The sequence below is a fragment of the Salinimonas iocasae genome (assembly GCF_006228385.1).
In the GTDB taxonomy this organism is placed as follows: domain Bacteria; phylum Pseudomonadota; class Gammaproteobacteria; order Enterobacterales; family Alteromonadaceae; genus Alteromonas; species Alteromonas iocasae.
In genome coordinates, this window is record NZ_CP039852.1 from 1236448 (window position 1) to 1260270 (window position 23823).

At 48.1% G+C, this 23823-nt stretch carries 25 protein-coding genes; 15 read left to right on the top strand and 10 right to left on the bottom strand.

The window, feature by feature from the left end; all coding sequences use genetic code 11:
• Positions 1-29: 29 nt before the first annotated feature.
• From FBQ74_RS05330 to FBQ74_RS05370, 9 genes are all read right to left on the bottom strand, one after another.
• The gene (locus FBQ74_RS05330; protein WP_139755694.1) at positions 30-737 is read right to left on the bottom strand and encodes a VC0807 family protein; all 708 of its coding nucleotides are present in this window, start codon (positions 735-737) and stop codon (positions 30-32) included.
• Between the two features lie 139 nt (positions 738-876).
• A complete protein-coding gene (locus tag FBQ74_RS05335; protein WP_139755695.1) occupies positions 877-1437 on the bottom strand; it encodes a rhomboid family intramembrane serine protease in 561 nt (186 codons plus the stop codon).
• Positions 1434-2597, bottom strand: coding sequence for a glutathionylspermidine synthase family protein (locus FBQ74_RS05340; RefSeq protein ID WP_139755696.1), 1164 nt, complete (start codon positions 2595-2597; stop codon positions 1434-1436). The genes FBQ74_RS05335 and FBQ74_RS05340 overlap by 4 nt, the downstream gene beginning before the upstream one ends.
• A 5-nt stretch (positions 2598-2602) precedes the next feature.
• On the bottom strand, positions 2603-3220 hold the full coding sequence (locus FBQ74_RS05345) for a DUF1190 family protein (RefSeq protein WP_139755697.1): 618 nt from the start codon (positions 3218-3220) through the stop codon (positions 2603-2605).
• Between the two features lie 12 nt (positions 3221-3232).
• Positions 3233-3649, bottom strand: a complete 417-nt coding sequence (locus FBQ74_RS05350; RefSeq protein ID WP_139755698.1) for a DUF350 domain-containing protein — start codon at positions 3647-3649, stop codon at positions 3233-3235.
• Between the two features lie 10 nt (positions 3650-3659).
• Entirely contained in the window at positions 3660-4310 is a 651-nt protein-coding gene (locus FBQ74_RS05355) for a YjfK family protein (protein ID WP_139755699.1), read from the bottom strand.
• Position 4311: 1 nt separating this feature from the next.
• Complete coding sequence (locus FBQ74_RS05360) at positions 4312-5364, bottom strand: potassium channel protein (RefSeq protein ID WP_205912282.1); 1053 nt, start codon at positions 5362-5364, stop codon at positions 4312-4314.
• A gap of 251 nt (positions 5365-5615) precedes the next feature.
• On the bottom strand, positions 5616-6296 hold the full coding sequence (locus tag FBQ74_RS05365; RefSeq protein ID WP_139755700.1) for a PspA/IM30 family protein: 681 nt from the start codon (positions 6294-6296) through the stop codon (positions 5616-5618).
• A 21-nt stretch (positions 6297-6317) separates the two neighbouring features.
• Positions 6318-6707, bottom strand: a complete 390-nt coding sequence (locus FBQ74_RS05370; RefSeq protein WP_139755701.1) for a DUF2170 family protein — start codon at positions 6705-6707, stop codon at positions 6318-6320.
• Positions 6708-6877: 170 nt separating this feature from the next.
• Between FBQ74_RS05370 and FBQ74_RS05375 the strand changes: the two genes are divergently transcribed.
• From FBQ74_RS05375 to FBQ74_RS05405, 7 genes are all read left to right on the top strand, one after another.
• Positions 6878-7156, top strand: a complete 279-nt coding sequence (locus FBQ74_RS05375) for a DUF6471 domain-containing protein (protein WP_139755702.1) — start codon at positions 6878-6880, stop codon at positions 7154-7156.
• A gap of 214 nt (positions 7157-7370) precedes the next feature.
• On the top strand, positions 7371-8405 hold the full coding sequence (queA, locus tag FBQ74_RS05380) for a tRNA preQ1(34) S-adenosylmethionine ribosyltransferase-isomerase QueA (RefSeq protein WP_139755703.1): 1035 nt from the start codon (positions 7371-7373) through the stop codon (positions 8403-8405).
• A 134-nt stretch (positions 8406-8539) separates the two neighbouring features.
• Complete coding sequence (tgt, locus tag FBQ74_RS05385) at positions 8540-9652, top strand: tRNA guanosine(34) transglycosylase Tgt (protein ID WP_139755704.1); 1113 nt, start codon at positions 8540-8542, stop codon at positions 9650-9652.
• Positions 9653-9676: 24 nt separating this feature from the next.
• Positions 9677-10012, top strand: coding sequence for a preprotein translocase subunit YajC (gene yajC, locus FBQ74_RS05390; RefSeq protein ID WP_139755705.1), 336 nt, complete (start codon positions 9677-9679; stop codon positions 10010-10012).
• Positions 10013-10072: 60 nt separating this feature from the next.
• Positions 10073-11917, top strand: coding sequence for a protein translocase subunit SecD (secD, locus tag FBQ74_RS05395; protein WP_139755706.1), 1845 nt, complete (start codon positions 10073-10075; stop codon positions 11915-11917).
• A gap of 12 nt (positions 11918-11929) precedes the next feature.
• The gene (gene secF, locus FBQ74_RS05400) at positions 11930-12871 is read left to right on the top strand and encodes a protein translocase subunit SecF (RefSeq protein ID WP_139755707.1); all 942 of its coding nucleotides are present in this window, start codon (positions 11930-11932) and stop codon (positions 12869-12871) included.
• 370 nt (positions 12872-13241) lie between these two features.
• Positions 13242-14141 (top strand): aspartyl protease family protein, encoded by a 900-nt coding sequence (locus FBQ74_RS05405; protein ID WP_168190611.1) that lies wholly within the window; start codon positions 13242-13244, stop codon positions 14139-14141.
• Between the two features lie 446 nt (positions 14142-14587).
• On the opposite strand, the gene suhB is transcribed toward FBQ74_RS05405, so the two are convergent.
• A complete protein-coding gene (gene suhB, locus FBQ74_RS05410) occupies positions 14588-15364 on the bottom strand; it encodes an inositol-1-monophosphatase (RefSeq protein ID WP_139755709.1) in 777 nt (258 codons plus the stop codon).
• A gap of 197 nt (positions 15365-15561) precedes the next feature.
• Between suhB and trmJ the strand changes: the two genes are divergently transcribed.
• The 8 genes from trmJ (at position 15562) to FBQ74_RS05450 (ending at position 23811) form a co-directional block, all read left to right on the top strand.
• Positions 15562-16287 carry a tRNA (cytosine(32)/uridine(32)-2'-O)-methyltransferase TrmJ gene (gene trmJ, locus FBQ74_RS05415; protein ID WP_139755710.1) on the top strand — a complete coding sequence of 242 codons (726 nt, stop codon included), beginning with the start codon at positions 15562-15564 and terminating at the stop codon, positions 16285-16287.
• Between the two features lie 2 nt (positions 16288-16289).
• A complete protein-coding gene (gene cysE / locus FBQ74_RS05420; RefSeq protein ID WP_139755711.1) occupies positions 16290-17114 on the top strand; it encodes a serine O-acetyltransferase in 825 nt (274 codons plus the stop codon).
• Between the two features lie 103 nt (positions 17115-17217).
• Positions 17218-17694 (top strand): Fe-S cluster assembly transcriptional regulator IscR, encoded by a 477-nt coding sequence (gene iscR, locus FBQ74_RS05425; RefSeq protein ID WP_139755712.1) that lies wholly within the window; start codon positions 17218-17220, stop codon positions 17692-17694.
• Positions 17694-18857, top strand: coding sequence for an IscS subfamily cysteine desulfurase (locus FBQ74_RS05430; protein WP_139755713.1), 1164 nt, complete (start codon positions 17694-17696; stop codon positions 18855-18857). The genes iscR and FBQ74_RS05430 overlap by 1 nt, the downstream gene beginning before the upstream one ends.
• Positions 18858-19140: 283 nt before the next feature.
• Positions 19141-20577, top strand: coding sequence for a Fe-S cluster assembly protein SufB (gene sufB, locus FBQ74_RS05435; RefSeq protein ID WP_139755714.1), 1437 nt, complete (start codon positions 19141-19143; stop codon positions 20575-20577).
• Between the two features lie 2 nt (positions 20578-20579).
• Positions 20580-21341 carry a Fe-S cluster assembly ATPase SufC gene (sufC, locus tag FBQ74_RS05440; RefSeq protein WP_139755715.1) on the top strand — a complete coding sequence of 254 codons (762 nt, stop codon included), beginning with the start codon at positions 20580-20582 and terminating at the stop codon, positions 21339-21341.
• Entirely contained in the window at positions 21338-22597 is a 1260-nt protein-coding gene (sufD, locus tag FBQ74_RS05445) for a Fe-S cluster assembly protein SufD (RefSeq protein WP_139755716.1), read from the top strand. The genes sufC and sufD overlap by 4 nt, the downstream gene beginning before the upstream one ends.
• The gene (locus FBQ74_RS05450) at positions 22594-23811 is read left to right on the top strand and encodes an aminotransferase class V-fold PLP-dependent enzyme (RefSeq protein WP_139755717.1); all 1218 of its coding nucleotides are present in this window, start codon (positions 22594-22596) and stop codon (positions 23809-23811) included. Before sufD ends, FBQ74_RS05450 begins: the two co-directional genes overlap by 4 nt.
• Positions 23812-23823 lie beyond the last annotated feature (12 nt).

The window sequence follows — 23823 nt, forward strand, 5'->3', positions numbered from 1 at the left end:
CCTAAAGGACACCGAAAAGAGGATAGGGCTTACTGATGATTCAGGAAGTTGTCCAGGTCTTCACCAGTGATTTTTCCAATCTGACTAAACAGGTACCACAATGCGGTGACCAGTAAAATCATACTGGGGATAACAATTACCGGATAACTCAGCGCTGTCATTCTACCCAGCTCTTCAGTGTAAGCGGTTGTACCCGGTTCACTGACCAGAATAACCTTGGCAAGAATATAGTTAAGTGCCGAAGAAACAAAAAAGGATGTCGCGACAATATAAGAGCTGTTAGCTACCTTACGGCGAAATTCACGTTCTTTGCCTTTTCGTGCCAGCGCATCGTTCAGTGCATTCCAGTTAATAATCTGATCGTTAAGAATCAACATTTTGACCAGCGGCTTTTTTGTATACTGGGTAATAAGTACCGCTATACCAATCAAAGCAGGAATGGCCGCCTCTTTAATAGCAATATACTCAGCCGGAAGTTTCAGTAAACTAATGCCTCCGGTAAGCAACACACTGATGATACCTAAAATAGAGAAACCGTTTACTTTACCGGACTGTTTTAGATCCCAAATGCCATAGCCAACAGGAAAAACAAGCGCAGCGACGATGCTCCAGGCGGGGCCCAGCAAATCGTCTGAACTGGTATAGCTCATGATAACGACGGGAATAACAATGTTGAATGCCAGGTTGCCGAAAAAGCCCTGATTCTGCTTCTGATTGGTTTGATTGGTGGAGGTCATGAATACTTCACTTCACTTATCTTAACTGCATTATAAGAAATTGGTCGTCACTGCCAACGTCTGTTAAAGAGATTTTGTGTATCAGTTTGTGAAGGTACTGAATTTCTTCAACTTAAAGTTAGCAGTGATAAGACACGACTCACACGGTACTGGTTGCACCCCAGCGCCAGGCGGCGAGTAAACCGGCTGCAAAGCCGAACAGATGATATTCATAAGAAACAAATTCACGGCCGGGCAGCACGCCTAAAATTAATCCGCCATAGAGGATTGCCACCAGTACGGAAATAATCATGTAGGGGATCTTTTTAGTCTTAAAACCTGCCCATAATAAGAATCCGAAGTAACCGTATACAACACCACTTGCGCCCAGGTGTACTGCAGAGCGGCCAAACAGCCAAACGCTCAAACCGGCAAGAAGAAACACAGTAAGTGTTACCTTTACAAAGGTTTTGTTGCCCCATTGCAATGTTAGCCAGATAAACAGCAGCAGCGGCAATAAATTAGCAATTAAATGGGCAGGGGTCTGATGAACCCATGGTGCAGTAATGATATTCCACAGCGATGGCAGGTAGCGGGGCATAATACCCAGGCTGTTTAAACTGTTTAGGGTAATGAGATTGATAATCTCAAGCAGTATTAATGTCGCTCCAATAATGGCTATCAGGCGAAATTGTGAACGTAGTCTGGGTAATTGGCTCATAAAATTATATGCGGTAAATACCGCGACAAATCCTGTGTAACTAAAGACGAATCCTCTCGGACTGAAATACCAGCAGGTAAGTTATCTACCAGCCAGCTTCCTATTAACGTGTAGTTACGTTCAAAGCGGGGAAGTGGATGAAAAGCCTGAATAATAAAACCTTCCTCGCCATAGGGACCATCAGACAGGGCACGCTCGTTCTGCCCGTCAAGCAATGAAATATTAGCGCCTTCGCGGGAAAAAAGCGGCTTTTTGACCCACTGCTGTCCGGCTAAATTCGGATGTTTATCCGCGAAATAGGCTTCCAGCAAATTGGGATGGCCGGGGAACATTTCCCACAGTAATGGAAGAATCGCCTTGTTGGAAATTACCGCCTTCCAGGCCGGTTCAATCCAGCTAACGTCAGCACTCGACAATGACTCACCATAAGGGTCGGCAAGCATGAACTCCCACGGATAAAGCTTAAAGCAGTCTGTAATGGGCGCATCATCTAAGTCGGTAAATACGCCGGTATCAGCCAAACCAATATCTTCAACATAGACAAAATCGGTCGACAAGCCTGCTTCACTGGCGCAATCTTGCAGGTACTGCACTGTTCCACGGTCTTCATCAGTGTCTTTACAGCAGGCAAAATGCATCTGCAGGATATTTTTCTGACGGGCGATATCGGCAAACCGGAAAACCAGTTTTTCCTGCAGGGAGTTAAATTGATCAGATTGACGGGGAAGGGCGCCGTTATCGACGTTTTGCTCAAGCCACAACCACTGCCAGAAACCTGATTCATATAACGAGGTGGGCGTATCAGCATTGTTCTCTAACAGTTTGGCAGGACCAGTACCGTCGTAAACCAAATCAAGCCGTGAATACAAAGACGGTTCTCGCTGATAGAAAGAGTTGCGCACTAAGTCCCAGTATACAGAAGGAATAGCGAAACGAGTTAGAAGCGCTTCACTGTTTACGACACGTTCTGTGGCAGCAAGACACATCTGATGTAACTCAGCGGTTGGATCTTCTATGTCTTTTTCAATTTGTTGTAATGAAAACTGGTAGTACGCCGTTTCATCCCAGTATGGCTGACCATACATGGTGTGAAAGTGAAAGCCATATTCTCTGGCCTGCTGCTGCCAGTCAGGCCGCGGAGCAATTCGACGCCGGAACAAATCCGCTAACCGCCCCAGCCGCCTGAACGGGACCGACTGCTTCCCCAGGATGATTTTGCTCTGACTGAACTGCCGAAACCGCCACGGCTGATAGTGCGGGATACCGTAGGCTTTGGCTTAAAGGTTGACGATTTCACCCGGTATTTACGCTTTCGGATATCTCCGTCAAAGATATACCCGTCAGAGGTTACCCAACGTGAGCGAAAAGGCGAATAAGGTGAGTAAGACGTAAACAGCGGCTGAGAATAATAAGTGCGCGGCGACATTAGCTGACTGACCATAAAGCCGGCCATAAAGGGCATAAAAAAACTGCCGTTGTCGGTGGCAATTTGTCGGCACTGGTTCGGGCCAAATTCATATTCGCAGTCAGCGACAGATGAAAACTTCGGACTAGTGCGCGCGGCCTCATCAATTGCCTGCTGATACGCGGCCTGACACTCATCCGCAGCATCGGGGTTATCGCTTGTGCAGTCATCCACCGAAGTATAGATATCAGCCGGTTGCCGGTTATCGCTGCAGGCGCTTAAAAACATGCCGGCAACACCTACCGCTAAAGGTTTCACTGCCAGCGACTTGCGCATGCGGGTGAGATTTATATGTTTAGTGCGTTTTTGCGTAGCCATAATTTTCCCCGCCTAATAGGTCATGCAAGCGGCATTGAGTAAACCGACTGCTACAGACATAGCCGCCAGAATTGCGCCGGCTGAGACTTCATTATTGGTAATTCGCTCAGCGATGCGGGGCATAAACGTAAAGCGCAACAATGCAAAAGCCAGTGATTGCGCGATGATTGCGACAATCCCCCAGATAGCAAAATCGATGACCGACAGTGAGTTTGCCGCAGCGCCGGATAAAGCCAGTGCAAAACCGATAATCGCGCCGCCAAAGCCGACGGCAGCGGCGACATTCTTTTCTTCTTTTACCAGCTTCCATTCATCATGGGGCGTGACCAGTGCGTACACGAACTTGAAAATAAAAAGAAATACGATCGATATTACGAAATACAGGGCAAAATTATCCAGACCTGCCAGTGACGCCATAATTGAATCCATGCTTAATCCTCTAGCCATTAATTTGTATATCGGTTGGTAATACATCAAAGCCGGTACTGATGACCAGGCAACGATCTTTATTGTTATTAATTATTTTTTCTTCGCCCACCACTAAAAGTGATTCAAAGCGTTCATCATCCAATGGGCGTTCGTACAGCATCATAAACTGATCAGTGGTGCTTACGTCACCATCTTCTTCATAAGTTTTTTCGGTAACAGCCACCGGGGGGGAGCTTTCACCTACCGCATCCCACACCCGGGTGAAGGTCTTGCCTTCCAGTTCGTACGTCGGCTGTGAAATAAGCGAAGTAAGGCACTCATTCCACTGCGCGTCACTGCCGATGGTTTTGGTATCGTAAAAGTGCCATAACTTTACATCAGTAATATGGTTTTCAGTCAGGCCGCCATCTGTGACCACCTGCAAAAAGCCATCATCGTCGGTATAAAAGCGCAGCAAGTCTCCACCTGAGTCTAGCTGAGCGTGGCCCACGGCCTGTATAAGTTGTGATGCGGCGCATGACTCAATAATTAAATCAGGTGTCAGCACTTTTAGTTTAAGTGCATCAAGTTCAAAGGAGCCGCCCAGATACAGGCCCATAATTTCAGGTGGTTTGGGCGCAGCAGGTGTAGTGGGTTTTCGGCCAAAAAGCTTACTAAACATATCAGCTCCCCAGTTTTTGCCAGTCGATATCGGTCATACGCGCGCTGGCGATATAGAAAATCGTATCATTCGCTGACACCGTCACAGCAGAATCAGGATTCACAACCATGTTTTTATACACCCCGCCCGGCGCAAAGCCAATAAAGATTGCGTCGTAATGCTTTTTCATATTGATAAAAAGCTGACCAACGGTGAGGGTGTCGCAGTCTTCAGGCAATGCGACAGAAAACTGGGCCTGTCCGGCATCCACGCTGATAAGGTCATGGTGCAGCATACTCGAGCCCGGATCAAAGACTGATTTAGCCAGCATTTCGACAGCGACACTGGGAGTACACTCTACATTAGGGCAGTGAGTTTGCAGTAAAGAAACCAGGGAGTCATCGCTGAAATAAGCGACCTGATGCGCATCCGGATTGCGTTTTGTGCAATACAGCGCAGTGGTGAGAGTGACATCATCAGAAGGATTATCAATCAAAATAACACCTGCATCAGCGACGCAGGCCCGGTCCATATCGTTATCATTGTTGAATGATTCAACATGTATAAATTCAATCTGACCGGGCAGGGGATTATTAATATCGGCTTTCACACATAATACAATGTCTGGTTTAACCGCTAAATCTGCGCGCTCTTTAAGCAGCAGGTCTAACAGCAGCATTGTCTTTTTTTCGTTCCAGCCAATGACCAGAATATGATTATTTATATGCAGGGTTTTCATTCCGGTTAATCCTTTTTTCCACTGGTCACTTACCCAGGCTGCGATTCGCCCTATTACCATGGCGAATATACTCAGGCCGACAGGTATAACAAACAAGGCCACGATAACTTTGCCGGCTGTGGTCACCGGCGACAAATCGCCATACCCCACCGTTGAGGCTGTTACCGCCAGCCAGTAAACAAATTCCACCTGACTGATAAGCGCCTGTTCACCAGCAGCGCTCAATAGCGACCAGCTCATTAGTGCGTAAATAAGGGTGATCAGTACAATGGTGTACCATCTCGATTCGCTGAAGTGGCGAAGCATTAATCGACGAAGCTTTGTCCAGGAGGCCATAAGCCGGGTAACATCCTGTTTCTGTTATCGTTATATTATCAGTATGCCTGTGGCAGTCTGCACGGGCAAGCGTGTGCAACGAGAATGAGAAATATCATTAAAACGGTGGGCACCCATAAACGAGTAGCTGGCATTTTTTACAATAAGATAAACGCTCGGACATTCTGTAAATACAGATAATTTTGGTGCCACCATGTTGTAATCAGATTTGTGATATAAAAAAGCAGAGCCGTGGCTCTGCTTTTATCACTTTAGTTGCCCAGAATGCGGCTCAGCTCATCATCGGCGGATGATTTACCGCCTTTAATGCCAGCTTCCGACAGCCGCTTTTCCAAATCGGTATTGCTGTCTTCACTGGCAAGCTCTTCTGCTGCCTCTAGTTCAGCATTGCGCATTTTCTGCTTTTCCTGAATACGGCTTAAGGATTCCGTAGCCGTTTTCATTTTGCTGTTTGCGCCCATGTGGCGAGAAGACACCGCAACCTGCGCTTTTTGCACACTTTCTGTGGCCTTTACCATATCAACCTGCTGTTCAAGTCGACGCAAGTTTGCTTTGGCTTGCTGGATATTAGCCGCTAATTGCTTTTCTGATTTGTGGAACTGGTCGAGATAGGACTGTTCCTGTTCGCGCTCTTCTTTCAAATCAGACACTTTCTGCGCGCAATCTAATGCCAACTGACGATCAGAATCAACCGCTTTGCGGGCGTGCGCTTCATATTCACTGATTGATGCGTTAAAGCTATCAATCTTTTGCTGTGAAAGTTTGCGCTTAGCCAGAATCTGGGTGCGTGCGTGATCGGATTTACGCAACTCTTCTTTTGCCTCGCGGATTTCCTGCTCCAGAATACGTATCGCCTGGCTATCGGCTGCCGCTTGCGCTGCTTCATTCGCACCGCCTTTTACCGCTGTAATAAGCTTTTTCCAAACAGACATTCGCTTCTCCTGTTCTACTGATTATTGAAGGTGGGTTTCGTAAGCATCAAGAAACGATGCGACATTTTGAAACAGGGTTTCCACCTCAATGACAATACTTTCTGCTTTTGACTGTGCACTTAGCGCGCCAAATGCCGTGTAATACTCCTGCTCATTAATGTTGGAAATACCAACGGTAGTTAGCGGGAATACCATATGAGATGACAGAATCTCGTGATCAAGAGCAGCTTTATCTTTTACCTGGTCTGCTGAGAACAGTAAGCTTTCTACTAAAATCTGTTCGCCGCTGATTGCCAGCCACGCATCGATACCATCCTGATTGGCGATTAGCAGACACCCTTCTTCACGGGTTACTACAAAATCGTCGTATTGCGTTAAAAGGGATTCAAGTTGCGCAAGATCCCATGTCATAGTGTCTCTCCTTTACATGTTAAGCGAATGATTACGCAGCCACTTTACCCATAAAGCAGCAATACGCCAACATTCACAAGGTTAGTGTAGACACAGAGGCGACGAATGGTCAATAATAAAAAGCGTTCAAATGTGTAAAAAAGTATTTTTTCGTGAATTATTGTTCACAAATGGTGATTAAATTGGTTGAGCAAACACACTGGCGACAAGTCGTTCAAAGGCTTATAAAGTCGCAGATGTCCATACGTGGCGTGAAGTACCAAATGCTAAGCGACCGTCTGGCAGGCATTGGTATTATCCAAAGCGCAGATAACCTTCGCAATAAAGTCAATAAAGGCATAATGGGGGCCGATTTGTTACTGGCAATACTCATGGTGCTGAATGCTAAAGGCGTTGACGCTGATAATTTAGCCGAGATCCTCGCTGATCTTCAGACCAAAGACAGGTAAACTGTGCGCCAGATAAAATAGCCCGGCAAATACCGGGCCTGAAGGGGGAAATAGGATAAGTATGGGAGAACATCATCTCTATTCGCGCTTATCTTAACCGTTTAAGTTTTTTTGTGTGCTTTTTGTGCGTATCGGGATTTATATAAAGGTATTTTTATGTAAACCGGTCGGGCAGGCGCACACGTTTATTGCCAGAAAAGTAGTGCCCAGACCCATGAAACTAAGCGACTTTAATTTTTCGTTACCTGAACATCTCATCGCCAAATATCCTACGGAACAGCGCAGCGCCAGCCGTCTTATGCATCTTAATGGTACAGATGGCGAGGTGAAGCATCGCATGTTTGCCGACATGCTGGAGCTTGTGGAAGAGGGCGACCTGCTGATATTCAACAATACGCGGGTTATTCCGGCCCGTCTGAAGGGCAAAAAGCCAACGGGCGGGCAGGTTGAAGTACTTGTTGAGCGCATTCTTGATAACAACTGCGTACTGGCACATGTCAGAGCAAGCAAAGCACCTAAGCCGGACACACAGCTTATTCTTGAAGACGCGGTCAATGTGACCGTCACAGGCAGGCAGGATGCTTTGTTTTTGCTTCGTTTTGACCACGATGAGTCGGTATTGGCACTGCTGGAAAAGTACGGGCATATGCCATTGCCGCCTTACATTGACCGTCCCGATGAGTCCAGTGACAAAGAGCGCTATCAAACGGTATATAACCAGAAGCCAGGCGCCGTTGCGGCGCCGACCGCAGGTTTGCATTTTGATGATGCCATTTTACAAAGGCTTGCCGATAAAGGGGTGCAGACCGGATTCGTTACGTTGCATGTTGGCGCAGGGACGTTTCAGCCGGTGCGGGTGGATAATATTCTTGAGCATCAGATGCATGCTGAATACGCTGAAGTGCCAGAGGATGTGGTAGAGCAGGTGCGTCAGACTAAAGCAAAAGGAAAACGGGTCATTGCCGTGGGTACAACGTCTGTTCGTTCCCTGGAATCAGCAGCGAAGGCGGCCGGTGATGAGATCATCGCCCCGTTCTTCGATGATACCGATATCTTTATTTATCCAGGCTTTAACTTCAAAGTCGTGGATGCCATGTTTACAAATTTCCATTTGCCAGAATCAACCCTGATGATGCTAATAAGTGCATTTGCCCGGCGTGACAATGTAATGAATGCGTATGCGCAGGCTATCGATCGGGAGTATCGGTTCTTCAGCTACGGCGACAGTATGTTTATTGAGAAAGCATAAAAAGTCGTTCACCAACACCTTTTTACTACGATTGGCTTTTTTCAGACATGATCTGAGTGACAGAACTGGTATAATCGCCGCCAATTTTATTTAGAGTCTGCGCGCTAGCGCCTGAGATCAGGATATTCGCATTCATGCAATTTGAGTTGTTAAAGACAGAAGGTAAAGCCAGACGTGGTCGTCTGGTATTTGACCGTGGCGTGGTTGAAACACCTGCCTTCATGCCGGTAGGCACCTACGGCACGGTAAAAGGTATGACGCCCGAAGAGCTGGAAGACAGTGGCGCGCACATTTGTCTGGGAAATACGTTTCACCTGATGTTACGCCCTGGCACCAGCATTATTAAACAGCACGGCGATCTGCACGATTTTATGCACTGGGATAAGCCAATTCTGACTGATTCCGGTGGTTTTCAGGTCTTCAGCCTGGGCGACTTACGTAAAATTACTGAAGAGGGTGTGACCTTCCGCTCACCTATCAATGGTGAGAAGATTCTGCTTACGCCGGAAAAATCCATGGAAGTGCAGCGCGATCTGGGTTCAGACATCGTGATGATTTTCGATGAGTGCACACCATTTCCTGCCACCGAACAGGAAGCGCGTTTATCTATGGAGATGTCACTGCGCTGGGCCGAACGCAGCAAAGTAGCTCATGGTGACAGCCCCGCAGCCCTGTTTGGTATTATTCAGGGTGGCATGTACGAAAACCTGCGTGATGTATCGTTGGCCGGGCTGGAAGAGATAGGTTTTGATGGCTATGCCATTGGTGGTTTGTCAGTAGGTGAGCCTAAGGAAGATATGATTCGCATTATCGATCATACTGCCCATCAGATTCCTGACGATAAGCCCCGTTATCTAATGGGCGTGGGTAAACCGGAAGACATCGTTGAGGCTGTACGCCGCGGTGTTGATATGTTCGACTGCGTAATGCCCACGCGTAATGCCCGCAACGGTCATTTGTTTGTTACCGAAGGGGTGGTCAAAATCCGCAATGCTAAACATCGCAATGATACATCGGCGCTGGATGAAAATTGTGATTGTTACACTTGTAAAAACTATTCGCGGTCTTATCTACATCATCTGGATAAATGCAATGAGATTCTTGGTGCGCGCCTGAATACCATTCATAACCTTCGGTATTACCAGCGAGTGATGCAGGGATTGCGTGACGCATTGGATGCCGGCGATTTGGATAGTTTCGTTAAAGAATTTTACGCACAAAAAGACATGCCGGTACCGGCATTATAACAACAACGAAGATAGAGGAAGATTATGAGCTTATTCATTTCTAACGCTTATGCACAATCTGCGGGCGGCCAACAGGGTGGCGGCTTTGAAATGCTGATTATGCTGGGTGTTTTTGGTCTGATTTTTTACTTTTTGCTATACCGTCCACAGGCCAAGCGCGTTAAAGAGCATAAAGCATTGGTTTCATCGCTGAGTAAAGGTGACGAAGTGCTCACTCAGGGTGGCCTGGTGGGTCGCATCACTAAGGTCTCAGAGGAAAAAGACTTTATCGAAATCGCACTGAACGAGACTAACAATATCGTAGTGCAAAAGTCATCAGTGACTGCTGTTCTGCCAAAAGGCACGATGAAAGCAATCTAAACGTTTCTACGCCGGAGCCGGATAAGTTTGTTCCGGCGACCGGCTAAAAGGAATTTGTCCGTGTTAAACAAGAATTCTGTCTGGAAGGTACTGCTCGCCGTACTCATCGTTGCGATGTGCGCGTTGTATGCGCTTCCTAATCTTTATGGCGAAGACAACGCCGTTCAAATCTCTGCCGGCAGGAACGCAACTGTAACTGAGTCGATGCTCAGTCAGGTGCGCGAAACGCTGGATTCTAATGAAATCGATACTAAACGCATAGAGTTCGAAGACGGACAAATTCTGGTTCGTCTGAAAGATTCTGAAGCGCAGCTTAAGGCGCGTGAAAACTTAGAACGTGCATTAGGCGATGATTATGTGGTGGCAATGAACCTTGCTGCTGATACCCCCCAGTGGCTTGAAGACCTGGGTGCATCGCCAATGAAGCTGGGGCTTGATTTACGTGGTGGTGTTCACTTTCTGATGGAAGTGGATATGAGTGAAGCCATTGCAAAATCACTGGAAGATGCCGAAAGTGACTTTCGTACCGCACTTCGTGAGGAAAACCTGCGCTATCGTGCTGTAAATGTGCGCGATGGTCATGTGGATATAAAATTTCGCGATGAAGAAACGCTGGAAAGCGCACAGTTTTTTCTCAGAAACCGCAACCGCGACCTGTTGTTCACAGAACAGGATAACCTGGTATTACGGGCGGCATTCTCTGAAGACAAGTTAAAAGAGATTCGCGATTACGCAGTGAAGCAAAACATTACCATTTTGCGTAACCGGGTTAATCAGTTAGGTGTTGCTGAGCCATTGATTCAGAAGCAGGGTGCGGATCGCATTGTGGTGCAATTACCGGGTGTTCAGGATACTGCCAGAGCAAAAGAGATTCTGAACGCAACGGCGACGCTGGAGTTCCGTCTGCTTGACAGAGAGCATGACGTTCGCGATGCCATTAATGGTCGTGTCCCGCCTGGTACGCAGTTGATCAACGATAAGAATGGTCAGCCACAGCTGCTAGAAAAACAGGTCATGCTGACGGGTAACCATATAATCGATGCCAACAACAGCGTTGATGAATACGGTATTCCGCAGGTGAATATTTCACTGGATTCTGAAGGTGGTAATAAGATGTCCCGCGGTACCCGTGGCAACATCGGTAATCCCATGGCTACGGTTTTCATTGAATATAAAGCCACCGGTGAGAAAACTGAAGAAGGTAAGCTTAAGTTTGAGAAACATGAAGAAGTTATCTCGGTAGCGACTATTCAGGCGCAGCTAGGTAGTAGCTTCAGAATTACCGGTCTGGACTCACCTAAAGAAGCCCGTGATCTGGCATTGTTACTACGTGCCGGCGCACTTATCGCGCCTATCCAGATTGTCGAAGAGCGTACAGTGGGGCCGAGCCTTGGTGCTGAAAATATCGAGCTGGGTATGCAGGCGATTATTTATGGTCTGATTGCTGTCCTGGCATTTATGCTTATTTACTACAAAGCTTTTGGTATTGTGGCCAATATCGCGCTGGCATCTAACCTGGTGATGATTGTCGGTATTATGTCGATGATACCCGGGGCGACACTTACCCTGCCGGGTATGGCGGGTATTGTATTAACGGTCGGTATGGCGGTTGATGCTAACGTACTCATTTTTGAACGGATACGTGAAGAGCTGCGCGATGGCAGAAGCCCTCAACAAGCCATTCACCAGGGCTATGACAGTGCCTTTTCTACAATCATGGATGCCAATATCACCACATTTATTGCTGCGCTGATTCTTTTCGCCGTAGGCACCGGGCCTATCAAAGGGTTCTCGATTACGCTGATGATTGGTATCGCCACATCCATGTTCACCGCTATTCTGCTGACCCGCGTTATTGTTAACGCTGTCTGGGGTGGCCGTCGCGTGAAAAAGCTGGCGATTTAAGGAGCGTTATTAATGCGATTAATTAAAGTATCTGAAACCATCAACTTCATGAAGTTGCGTACCGTTATGATGGTACTCTCTGCTGTTTTGTTGATTGGTTCTGTTGCGTCGCTGGCAGTTAACAGCCTCAATTGGGGGCTGGATTTCACCGGTGGTACGCTTATCGAAGTGGGCTATGATAAGCCTGCTAATTTATCTCAAATTCGCACTACGCTAAACGAGACTGATTTTGAAGATGCCGTGGTTCAGAACTTTGGATCAAGTGAAGCGGTGCTTATCAGAATTGCCCCTCGTGAAGGTGTAAAATCTGCGCAGATTGGAAACCAGGTGGTTTCTGCACTGCGTAGCACGGGTGACAACGTTGAGATGCGTCGTATCGAATTTGTCGGACCAAATGTTGGTGAAGAACTGACCGAGCAGGGCGGACTGGCTATGCTGGTGGCTCTGCTATGTATTCTGGTTTATGTAGCGATGCGTTTTGAATGGCGTTTTGCACTGGGTTCTGTATCGGCCCTGGCGCACGATGTTCTGTTAACGCTGGGTCTGTTTTCAATTCTGCAAATCGAATTTGATTTGACCGTGCTTGCGGCTGTACTGGCAGTTATCGGTTATTCACTCAACGATACCATTGTTGTATGTGACAGAATTCGTGAAAACTTTCGCAAGATCAGAAAAGGTGAGCCAAACGAAATTGTGAATATCTCCCTGACGCAGACGTTGAACCGGACGATAATCACGTCATTGACTACCGTACTGGTATTATTGGCGCTTTTCTATAAAGGTGGTGCGCTTATCCATGGTTTCGCTACAGCATTGCTGTTTGGTGTCATCATTGGTACATACTCTTCTATCTATGTCGCCAGTTCAGTAGCATTAGCTCTGGGCATCAGTAAAGAAGATTTGATGCCCCCGCAGGTAGAAAAAGAAGGTGCTGATCTGGATCCAATGCCGTAAATTGGTTTCTGATGAGTCAATGGAAAAAGGCCGCTGTTTTCAGCGGCCTTTTTGTATGCCAGAAGTATCGTATCTACGTTTTTTAAGAATGCTTTTGATGGTTTATGAATACTTCAACGACTTGATAAATCGCTATGTAAAGTGATCACTGACGGTCGTCTAAAAGGCGTTAAGGTTTTCATACAAAGACCCGATGGTTCTTCAAAGACTTCACACGCTTTGCCACCCAATGCACCACAGGATTAACTCACCAGCCTCAGTGATAATGTAACCATCCGCAGCGTCTGCTCATGACGCCCTCGTTACTATATTTTAACGGTGATCACGATATGGTAGCGTATGGATGAGGCATTGTTTCAAAGGAATGAAAATGAAAGCAGCAATCAGCGTTTTTCTGGCCAGTATGGTATTTTCGGTGGCAGCGACAGCCGGTGTGACCAAGTGGCTCGAATTCGAGTTGCGTGGCGGTCATATCATTTTACCTGCAACAGTCAGCGGTATTCCCACCCAGGCTATCCTCGATAGCGGTGCGCAATTTAATGCGATTAATACAGCGTTTATGGGCAAGCACAACCTGAGCTACAACCGTGTTGGTAAAATTCGGGTTCAGGGCGCGTTCGGCGTAAAAGTTCAGGATAAACTGTCTGGCCTGCCTATACAGCTATTTGGTAGTGAAACCACCTTTGATCAGGTGGTCGGGCTTGCTTTAGGCCACCACTCAAGAGGGTTGCTGCTCGGCGCACCATTATTCTATGGCAATATCATGCAGATCGATTATCCAGGTAAACGTCTGCGGCTTGTCACCCGTGATTCCATGGAGCTGGCAGATTTTACTAATATCAGGATGGTCGACCAGAAAGGATCGGGAATGCCAATAGTTCAGGTGACGGTAGAGGGAAAAAACATCTGGCTGATACTGGATACAGGGAATAGCGCTGGTGTGGTTATTGAACGTACCCTGGCGCGGGATATGGGGTTAATAAAACAACAAAACGGGATAACCGGCGCGCAGGGAGCAACCAAAAGCATTCATGTTGAATCAACCCGTGTATCACAGATGCAGTTCGGCCCCTATACACTGGAAAATGTGTTGGTTTCCTTTAATGCCGAAGGTAATAGTATCAGACTGAAAAATCAGTACAGCCAGACAGGAACCCGCATTAACGGTAAGCGTGTATCCGGGCTCATTGGCTATGATGTGCTTAAACATTTCGTGCTGACAATGGACTATGCCAGGGGGCAGATGCATGTAGGACTGCCTGAAGAATAACTGTGTAGCGCCGTTACTAAAAAGTATGAGAGGCATGGCCCTATCAGAAAATCACAGTGTTTTACTATTAAGTAAGAACCGGCGAATTTCCGATTGCGTAATTAGCGCCAGAACCATCATTCAGGAGAACGCCGGTGCTTTGTAATCCACTTAAAACTCACACTGTTATTTTACGGGGTAACGATACGCAATTAGGTCAGTTTGACGCGACTTTACAACAGGGACGGGTATCCATCTGGGCCTCGCCGGATATTATCCGGTCTCATAAAACTATTTCGGTAGAATTGGACGGGCGTGTATTGACCTGTGTACCGTCCTCAAGACTAAGATGCTCACGGTCTATTTTTCTGTCGCCAGACTGTATAGAGGTTCCTGTTAAAACCCATTAGTGGATACAAAAAACGGTGCTGCAAGCACCGTTTTTTGTAGCTATTCGCAGAAAAATCCTATTTAAGATGTTTTAGCAATGCCTGAACAATCTTGGGACTCCCTGCGACAATTTCACCTTTATATAAAGGGTCATTGCCCCCTTTGAAGTCTGTCGCCAGCGCGCCTGCTTCTTGTACCAGTAGCTCACCGGCTGCGATATCCCACGGCTTAATTCCACGCTCCCAGTAGCCATCATGGCGTCCGGCCGCTACATAAGCCATATCAAGCGCCGCGCTGCCGGCACGACGGATATCACCGCACTCATGAAAAATTTTATTCAGGCTTAAGGCATATTCGCTATATTGTGTTTTGTTCTTGAATGGCAGGCCGGTTGCCAGCACCGTTTCGGACAAATCACGCGGTTTAGTAGCACGAATACGATAACCGTTTAGCTGGGCACCTTTACCCCGGCTGGCAGTGAACAGCTCGCCGCGAATAGGATCGAAAACAACCGCCTGATCCAGACGTCCTTTATAAAGAAGTGCTATAGAAACGGCAAAGTGAGGAATGCCTTTTATAAAATTGGTGGTGCCATCCAGCGGGTCAATAATCCATTGGAATTCATTGTCAGTACCTTCTGTCTCACCACTTTCTTCACCTAAGAAAGCATGGTCAGGGTATGACTGACGAATCTTGTTGATGATCGCTTTTTCCGCTTCCTTGTCGATTTGGGTAACATAATCGTTGTCGCCCTTGGACTGCAGTTGTAAATCGTCGCGGTGTTCAAAACCACGAACTATAATAGAACCGGCAACGCGCGCAGCGCGAACCGCGATATTCAGCATCGGATGCATAGATAACCACCAATTGTAAAAGATCGAGACCCAGAGAGGAGCTCTGGGTTAAAAAACGCGCGAAGTGTACCCGTTCATCAGCCATTATGCAATGCATCGGCGCAATTGACCTGAAAAGCGCTAAGCGCGCAGAGATAGCCATCTAGAGCTCTACTGTGCTATTATCGCGAGCAAACAGGACAGGCAATCGTTAACAAATGCTAAGTAATATAAAAATCGTGCTGGTAAATACCTCGCATACCGGAAATATCGGCTCCGCAGCCCGTGCTATGAAAACGATGGGGTTAAGCAACCTGTGGCTGGTTGACCCCATTCAGGCGCCTGATGGAAAGGCAAGTGCACTGGCAGCCGGGGCTGGCGACGTTCTGGGGAATGCTACCACCGTAGAAACGCTGGAAGAAGCGGTGGCGGATTGCGGCCTGGTGGTCGGTACATCTGCTCGCTCGCGCACCCATTCCTGGCCGATGCTTGAACCCAGAGAGTGCGGGGAGAAAATGATTAGCGAGGTGCCTAATTATCCAGTGGCACTGGTATTTGGACGCGAAAATAATGGTCTGACAAACGAAGAGTTACAACAGTGTCACTACCATGTCTGCATTCCGGCTAACCCAGAGTACAGCTCACTGAACCTAGCTATGGCAGTACAAACCTTAAGTTACGAAGTGCGTATGGCATGGCTGTCCCGCCAGGCTATCGATGCTGAGCCAACCGAATACCCTATCAATGATGACCTTGAGCGTTTCTACACGCACCTGGAGTCAACCCTGCAGGGCACAGGCTTTATTGTTAAAAATCATCCCGGCATGGTAATGACGAAGCTGCGCCGCCTGTTCAACCGCTCACGCCCTGAGGCGCAGGAATTGAATATCTTAAGAGGAATACTGTCCTCCATCGATAAGGCCACCAAATCAGATAAGAGCTAATCATGTTCGAACGGATAAAAGACGATATTCAGGGCGTTTTTCACCGCGACCCTGCCGCCAGAAATACATTTGAGGTTTTAACTAACTACCCGGGTTTGCATGCAATCTGGATGCATCGGGTGGCGCACCGCTTATGGCGGGGAAATTTCAAATGGCTGGCGCGCTCTCTGTCCACATTCAGTCGCTGGCTGACGGGTGTGGAAATCCATCCTGGCGCAAAATTAGGCCGCCGTTTTTTTATCGACCATGGGATGGGTGTGGTGATTGGAGAAACGGCAGAGATTGGTGACGATGTTACGCTGTATCACGGGGTTACGCTGGGCGGCACCTCGTGGCAATCAGGCAAGCGCCATCCCACGCTTGAAAATAATGTAGTGATCGGCGCGGGTGCAAAAGTGCTTGGGCCTATTACAATTGGCGCAGGCGCAAAGATTGGCTCCAATTCAGTAGTGGTAAAGGATGCGCCAGCCGGCGCGACAGTGGTAGGTATTCCGGGCCGTATTGTTACCTCTCCAGTTAATCAACAAAAAGCGGCAGAAAATAGTGATAAGCGCAACTGTATCGCTCAAAAATATGGGTTCGATGCATATGCTATCTCACCGGATAACCCCGATCCGGTCGCCAATGCTATGGGAATAATGCTGGAGCACATGCACCAGATGGACCACAAAGTGGAAGAAATGTGTGGCGTTATTCGCAGCATGGGCGGGAATGTATGCACGGATAATCTTAGCTCACTGAGTAAGGAAGACTTCGCTGAAACGGGTATCGACCCGGTCATTTATGACGAAGGCGACGACCAGGAAGCCTTTGACCCAAAAATCTGATGCAGGCAATCGATAATACCTGACTAAAGCATAGGGTTTTATAGTTGACCGTTTTAGTCAGGTATGGAACAATTTTGCTATCAGAACCTCAGTGGGGAACCTTATGAAGCTAACGTCTAAAGGGCGATACGCAGTTACTGCCATGCTCGATGTGGCCCTGCATTCTACCAAGGGGCCAGTTCCGCTTGCCGATATTTCAGAACGACAGGAAATATCACTTTCTTACCTTGAACAGTTATTTTCCAGATTACGCAGAGAAAAGCTGGTCGATAGCGTAAGGGGACCGGGCGGCGGCTATTTGCTGGGGCGTGATGCCACCGATATAGCAATTGGCGAAGTGATTCGGGCGGTTGATGAGACCGTAGATGCGACCCGCTGTAGCGGACACGCAGATTGTCAGGGCGGCGAACGCTGTCTGACCCACAGCCTGTGGCAGGATTTAAGCGACCGTATCAGCGTCTTTTTAAATAGCATCACACTGGGCGAGTTGATGGCACAGCGAGATGTGCTGGAAGTAGCCGACCGGCAGGATAAAATCGCCCTGAAAAGTCAGGATATCACTGTGAGTGTGCAACTCTGATGGCTCGTTCTTCGTTACCCGTATATTTGGATTATGCTGCAACTACGCCAGTAGATCCCAGAGTGGCAGAGCAAATGATGCAGTGTTTGACGCTGGACGGCAACTTTGGCAATCCGGCGTCACGGACGTACCTTTATGGCTGGGTGGCTGAGGAGGCGGTGGATGTTGCCCGCAACCAGGTTGCTGATTTGCTTAGTTGTGATCCCCGCGAAATCGTTTTCACCTCAGGCGCCACGGAATCTAACAATCTGGCGCTTAAGGGGGCTGCACAGCGGTACAAAGACAAAGGGCAGCACATCGTTACTGTTGTGACCGAACACAAGGCGGTGCTTGATACGTGCGCATACCTTGAAACGCAGGGATTCGACGTTACCTACCTGGATGTGGATGACCAGGGCCTGATTGATATTGATGCGCTGGAGAATGCCTTGCGTGACGACACTATTATTGTGTCGGTCATGCACGTCAATAATGAAATAGGTGTTATACAGGATATCGGACGCATTGGGGAAATTTGCCGCGAGCGCGGTATCATTTTTCATGTAGACGGGGCGCAGAGCGTTGGCAAACTGCCTGTAGACCTGAGCACACTGCCGGTGGATTTGTATTCTATATCGGCCCACAAGTTTTATGGGCCTAAAGGCAGTGGTGCGCTGTTCGTGCGGCGTCGGCCTAAAGTACATATTGAAGAGCAGATTCATGGCGGTGGACACGAACGCAAGATGCGTTCTGGTACGCTTGCTACCCATCAGATAGTTGGTCTTGGCAAGGCGTGTGAACTGGCCTCCAGTGAACTAGTCGATGAACAAATACGACTGGAAAAATTGCGTGACAAGCTATGGGCTGGTCTGAGCCAGCTTGATAATGTCAGGCTAAACGGCCACGCCACTGCGCGTGTTGCTGGCAATTTGAATGTGAGCTTTATGGGGTGTGACGGCGAGAGTCTGATGATGGCATTAAATGATATTGCTGTTTCATCCGGTTCTGCCTGTACCTCTGCCAGTCTCGAGCCTTCTTATGTGCTAAAAGCAATTGGCTGTGAGGCAGAAACTGCCCACAGCGGTATCCGCTTTTCTGTAGGTCGTTTCACCACAGAAGAAGATATCGAATACACCATTGAAAAAGTCACTGACGTTGTGCAGCGGCTTCGTCAGGCTGGCTGATAAGTCAGCAATAGTGAGTATATGCCTCGGGCGCGTTGAATAATCAAAGCGGTTGGGGCATGATCCGCCGCGCTTTGAACAGACGGGCTTTCAGCTGAATGAGCCTGTTCCGGAGCCGGCGCCCAAATACTTGAGTGAAATAGTCAGGTATTATACAATACACCATAGATTTACAGCGTTGAGCAGCTTTTCCGGTGGCACGGAAAAGTGATGCAGGGCAAGACCGTGATGGCCGTGTAATCAAATCGCTCCGCTATGACAGGCAAACTAGTGAGATCCAAACATGAGTGAACAGATCGAACAGGCGTTATCGAGAAAGTACGATGCGGGTTTCTATTCAGAAATTGAATCTGAAACTTTTGAAAATGGCCTGGACGAGTCGGTAATCCGCCGTATCTCTGCCATGAAGAATGAGCCTGAGTGGATGCTGGAATGGCGCCTGAAGGCATATCACGCATGGCTTAAAATGGATGAGCCTGAATGGGCCCACGTGGATTATCCTAAAATCGACTTTCAGGAAATCTCTTACTATTCCGCGCCTAAGAGCATGAAAGACAAGCCGCAGTCTCTGGATGAAGTTGATCCGGAACTTCTGCGTACCTATGAAAAGCTGGGCATTCCTCTGCATGAGCAGGAAATGCTGGCCGGTGTGGCTGTCGATGCTGTATTTGACTCAGTATCCGTAGTAACTACCTTCCGTGAAAAACTGGAAGAGGCCGGGGTCATTTTCTGTCCCATCTCTGAGGCCTTACAAAAATATCCTGACCTGGTGAAAAAGTATATTGGTTCAGTGGTGCCTCGCAGTGATAATTTTTATGCCGCGCTTAATAGTGCAGTATTTACCGATGGCTCTTTTGTTTACATTCCTAAAGGCGTGCGCTGCCCGATGGAGTTGTCTACATACTTCAGAATCAACGAACAGAATACCGGTCAGTTCGAGCGTACACTGATAGTGGCCGATGAAGGCAGTTACGTTAGTTACCTAGAGGGCTGTACTGCACCGCAACGTGATGAAAATCAGTTACATGCCGCAGTTGTTGAGCTGGTCGCGATGGATGATGCACAGATTAAGTATTCAACGGTGCAGAACTGGTATCCGGGCGATGAAGAAGGCAAAGGTGGTATCTACAACTTTGTAACCAAGCGTGGTGTTGCCCATACCAATTCGAAAATTTCTTGGACACAGGTTGAGACAGGTTCGGCCGTTACCTGGAAATATCCAAGCTGTGTATTGAAAGGTGATAACAGCGTTGGTGAATTTTACTCGGTGGCTTTGACCCGGGGACGTCAGCAGGCAGATACCGGTACTAAGATGATTCACATCGGCAAAAACACCCGCTCCACCATTATTTCTAAGGGTATATCAGCCGGGCGTAGTAACAATGCTTATCGTGGTTTGGTGCAGATGGGCCCCAAAGCCGATGGCGCGCGTAACTTCACCGAGTGTGACTCACTGCTCATTGGCGATCAGTGTGGTGCGCATACATTCCCGTATATCGAAAGTCGCAACCCATCAGCGATTGTCGAGCACGAAGCGACGACATCCAAGGTCAGCGACGACCAGTTATTCCTTTGCCAGCAACGTGGTATGGATGCAGAAAAAGCCGTATCTATGATTGTGAACGGTTTCTGTAAGGAAGTATTTAAAGAATTACCGATGGAGTTTGCGGTTGAAGCCGGCAAACTTCTCGAAATCAGTCTTGAAGGTTCAGTGGGGTAATAATGCTTAAGATTAATAATTTACATGCTAGCGTTGAAGATAAAACAATCATTCAGGGCTTGGATCTGGAAGTAAAACCAGGCGAAGTTCACGCTATCATGGGCCCGAATGGTGCCGGTAAATCCACACTGGGCTATGTACTATCGGGTCGCGACGGCTATGAAGTCAGCGAAGGTAGTGTAGAACTTGAAGGCGCTGACCTGCTGGATATGGAAGTAGAAGAGCGCGCCCAGGCGGGTCTTTTTCTGGCATTCCAGTATCCGGTAGAGATTCCTGGCGTGAGCAATATGGAGTTCATGAAAGAGTCGGTCAATGCTATTCGCGAGCAGCAGGGCAAAGAATCGCTGACTGCAGCGGAATTTTTGAAAAAGGCAAAGGCAGCGTGTAAGCAGGTTCAGCTTCCTCTGGACTTTCTTAAGCGTGGTGTGAACGAAGGCTTCTCAGGCGGTGAGAAAAAGCGCAACGAAATCATGCAAATGATTTTGCTTGAGCCGAAGCTTGCCATTCTCGATGAGTCCGATTCTGGTCTGGACGTTGACGCGTTACAGGTCGTTGCCGATGGCGTTAATAGTCAGCGCGATGGTGAGCGTAGCTTTATTGTTGTTACCCACTACCAGCGCTTACTTGATTACATCAAGCCTGATTTTGTTCACATTTTGGCGGACGGCAAAATTGTTAAAAGTGGTGATGCATCTCTCGCCCACGAAGTTGAGAAGTCGGGATATGCATTCCTGGGTAAAAAATACGAGGAGGCAGAAGCATGAGTCAATGGCTAAACGAAGTCATTGAGAGCGCGTCTGCAACATCGGATTTTCTCGCTCCGGTTCGTAAGCAGTCGTTAAGTTCTCTGGAACAAATAGGCTGGCCGGGCCGCCGTAATGAAGCATGGCGGTTCACGCCGTTATCGTCTTTAGAAAAACGCTCTGTAAAGACAGCCAGTGATGTGACCGCGCAGCAAGCGCCGAGCATCGAAGGGCTGGATGCCGTTGAGCTGGTATTTGTTGATGGCAAATTGACGGCTGATACAAGTGAGCTGGCATTGCCACAGGGTGTTACTGTGGCTGCTTTTGACCAACTTGATGCAGAACAACAAGACGTGGTTAAAAGCCTGTATGGTCAGGTAAAGCCTGAGCGTCATGTTTTTGGCCTGGTTAATGATGTTGCTACGGAGCAGGGGATCTTTATAGATGTTGCCCCTGGCGTCACACTGGAAAAAATTATTCGGGTGACCAACCTGGTAACGCAGGATGTAGATGCCCATACCCGGATTGTTGTGCGCATCGGTGAAGGGGCTTCAGCGCGAATCTTCGAACATGCTGAAGGACAGGCTAGCAGTATGTCTACAGCATTTGCTGAATACGCCATCGGTGACAATGCGCATTTAGAGCATTATCGTTTCGCCATGATGACCGGCGAGGCCAAACAAGTGGGCGGTTCACATTTTAAGCTGGGCAATGCATCTACGCTCAATAGCACAGTAGTGGGCTATGGCAGCGAGCTATCACGCCTGGATGTGGATATTATCCACGCTGGCGAGCATGCTAATGCAAAAATGAATGCCGTTTATCTGCTTGCTGAAGGAGAGTTGTTCGATCTTCATTCGAATATTGAGCATGCCGTACCTAACGGGGTTACCGAAGAAAATGCACGAGGCATTATCGGTGATCGCGCACGCGCAGTATTTAATGGCCGGATTCATATTCATCGTGACGCACAAAATACGCTGGCCGAATTGAATAATCGGAACCTGTTGCTGTCGCGCCGGGGAATAATTAATACCAAGCCTGAGCTTGAGATCTACGCGGACGATGTGAAGTGTGCCCACGGTGCCACGGTCGCCGAAATAGATGATGAAGCACTGTTTTACTTGCTGACGCGCGGTGTTGAGCGCAGTAAGGCATTGGTCATGCTTAACTTTGGATTTATCCAGGAGTTGGTTAATCAGATGCCTGATGCAGCAATTCGTGAGTGGCTGTTGCCAAAGCTTAGCGAGCGTTTTGCGCATATGGAGGTCAAATGAGTTTTGACGTAGCGTCGCTGCGCAAACAATTTCCGATCCTCCAGCGCGAGGTTGATGGAAAGCCGTTGGTTTATCTTGATAATGCGGCAACAACCCAGAAGCCTCATGCAGTGCTTGATGCCATTATGGACTATTACACGACCTGTAATGCCAACGTACACCGCGGTGCGCATCAGCTTTCTGATGAAGCGACGCGTCGTTACGAAAATGCGCGGGATGCGGTAGCACGGTTCGTTAATGCATCCGCGCGTGAAGAGATTATCTGGACCAGTGGTACCACAGAAGGTATTAACCTGGTGGCTAATGGTCTGGCACAGTTGTTACAGGCTAGCGATGAAGTGCTCGTCACTGAAATGGAGCATCACGCTAACCTGGTTACCTGGCAACAAGCCTGCCAGCGTGCCGGTGCAACTCTAAAAGTAGCGCCGATTCACGACACTGGTGAGCTGGATGTTGATGCGTTTCGCTCGTTGCTTAGTCCGAACACGCGCTTAGTGGCTATGCCGCATGTATCTAATGCATTGGGCACGGTTAACCCGGTGAAGATGCTGACTGCAGAGGCTAAAAAGGTCGATGCGTGGGTACTTGTTGATGGTGCGCAGGGAATCGCTCACGGCAATGTGGATGTTCAGGATATTGGTTGTGATTTCTATGTGTTCTCCGGGCACAAGATGTTTGCACCAACTGGCATTGGCGCATTGTGGGGCAGACAGAGTGTGCTTCAGGACTGGCCCGTATGGCTAACCGGCGGCGAAATGATTCAGGACGTGACTTATCAAAGTGCTACCTGGGGTGTTTTACCTAACCGTCTTGAGGCCGGTACCCCCAATATTGCTGGTGCTATTGGCCTGGCCGCTGCAATAAACTGGTTCAGTGAACTGGATACCCGGGCGTTGCAGACCCATGAAAAAACATTGCTGGCTAGTGCCCATGAGCAGGCGCAGGCATTTGATGGTCTGCGTATGATTGGTACAGCGCCAGACAAAATCGGCGTACTTAGCTTTTTACTCGAAGGCGCCCACCCGGCTGATATTGGGTTCATCCTTGATCGACAGGGTATTGCGATTCGAACCGGCGACAATTGCGCGCAACCGCTGATGAAAAGACTGGGTATTCCCGGTACCGCCAGAGCGTCATTTTCTATTTACAATACGCTGGATGAAGTCGATGCCTTGTTTGGCGCATTGCGTAAAGCCAGAACAATGCTGGCATAGTAGGAGAATTTT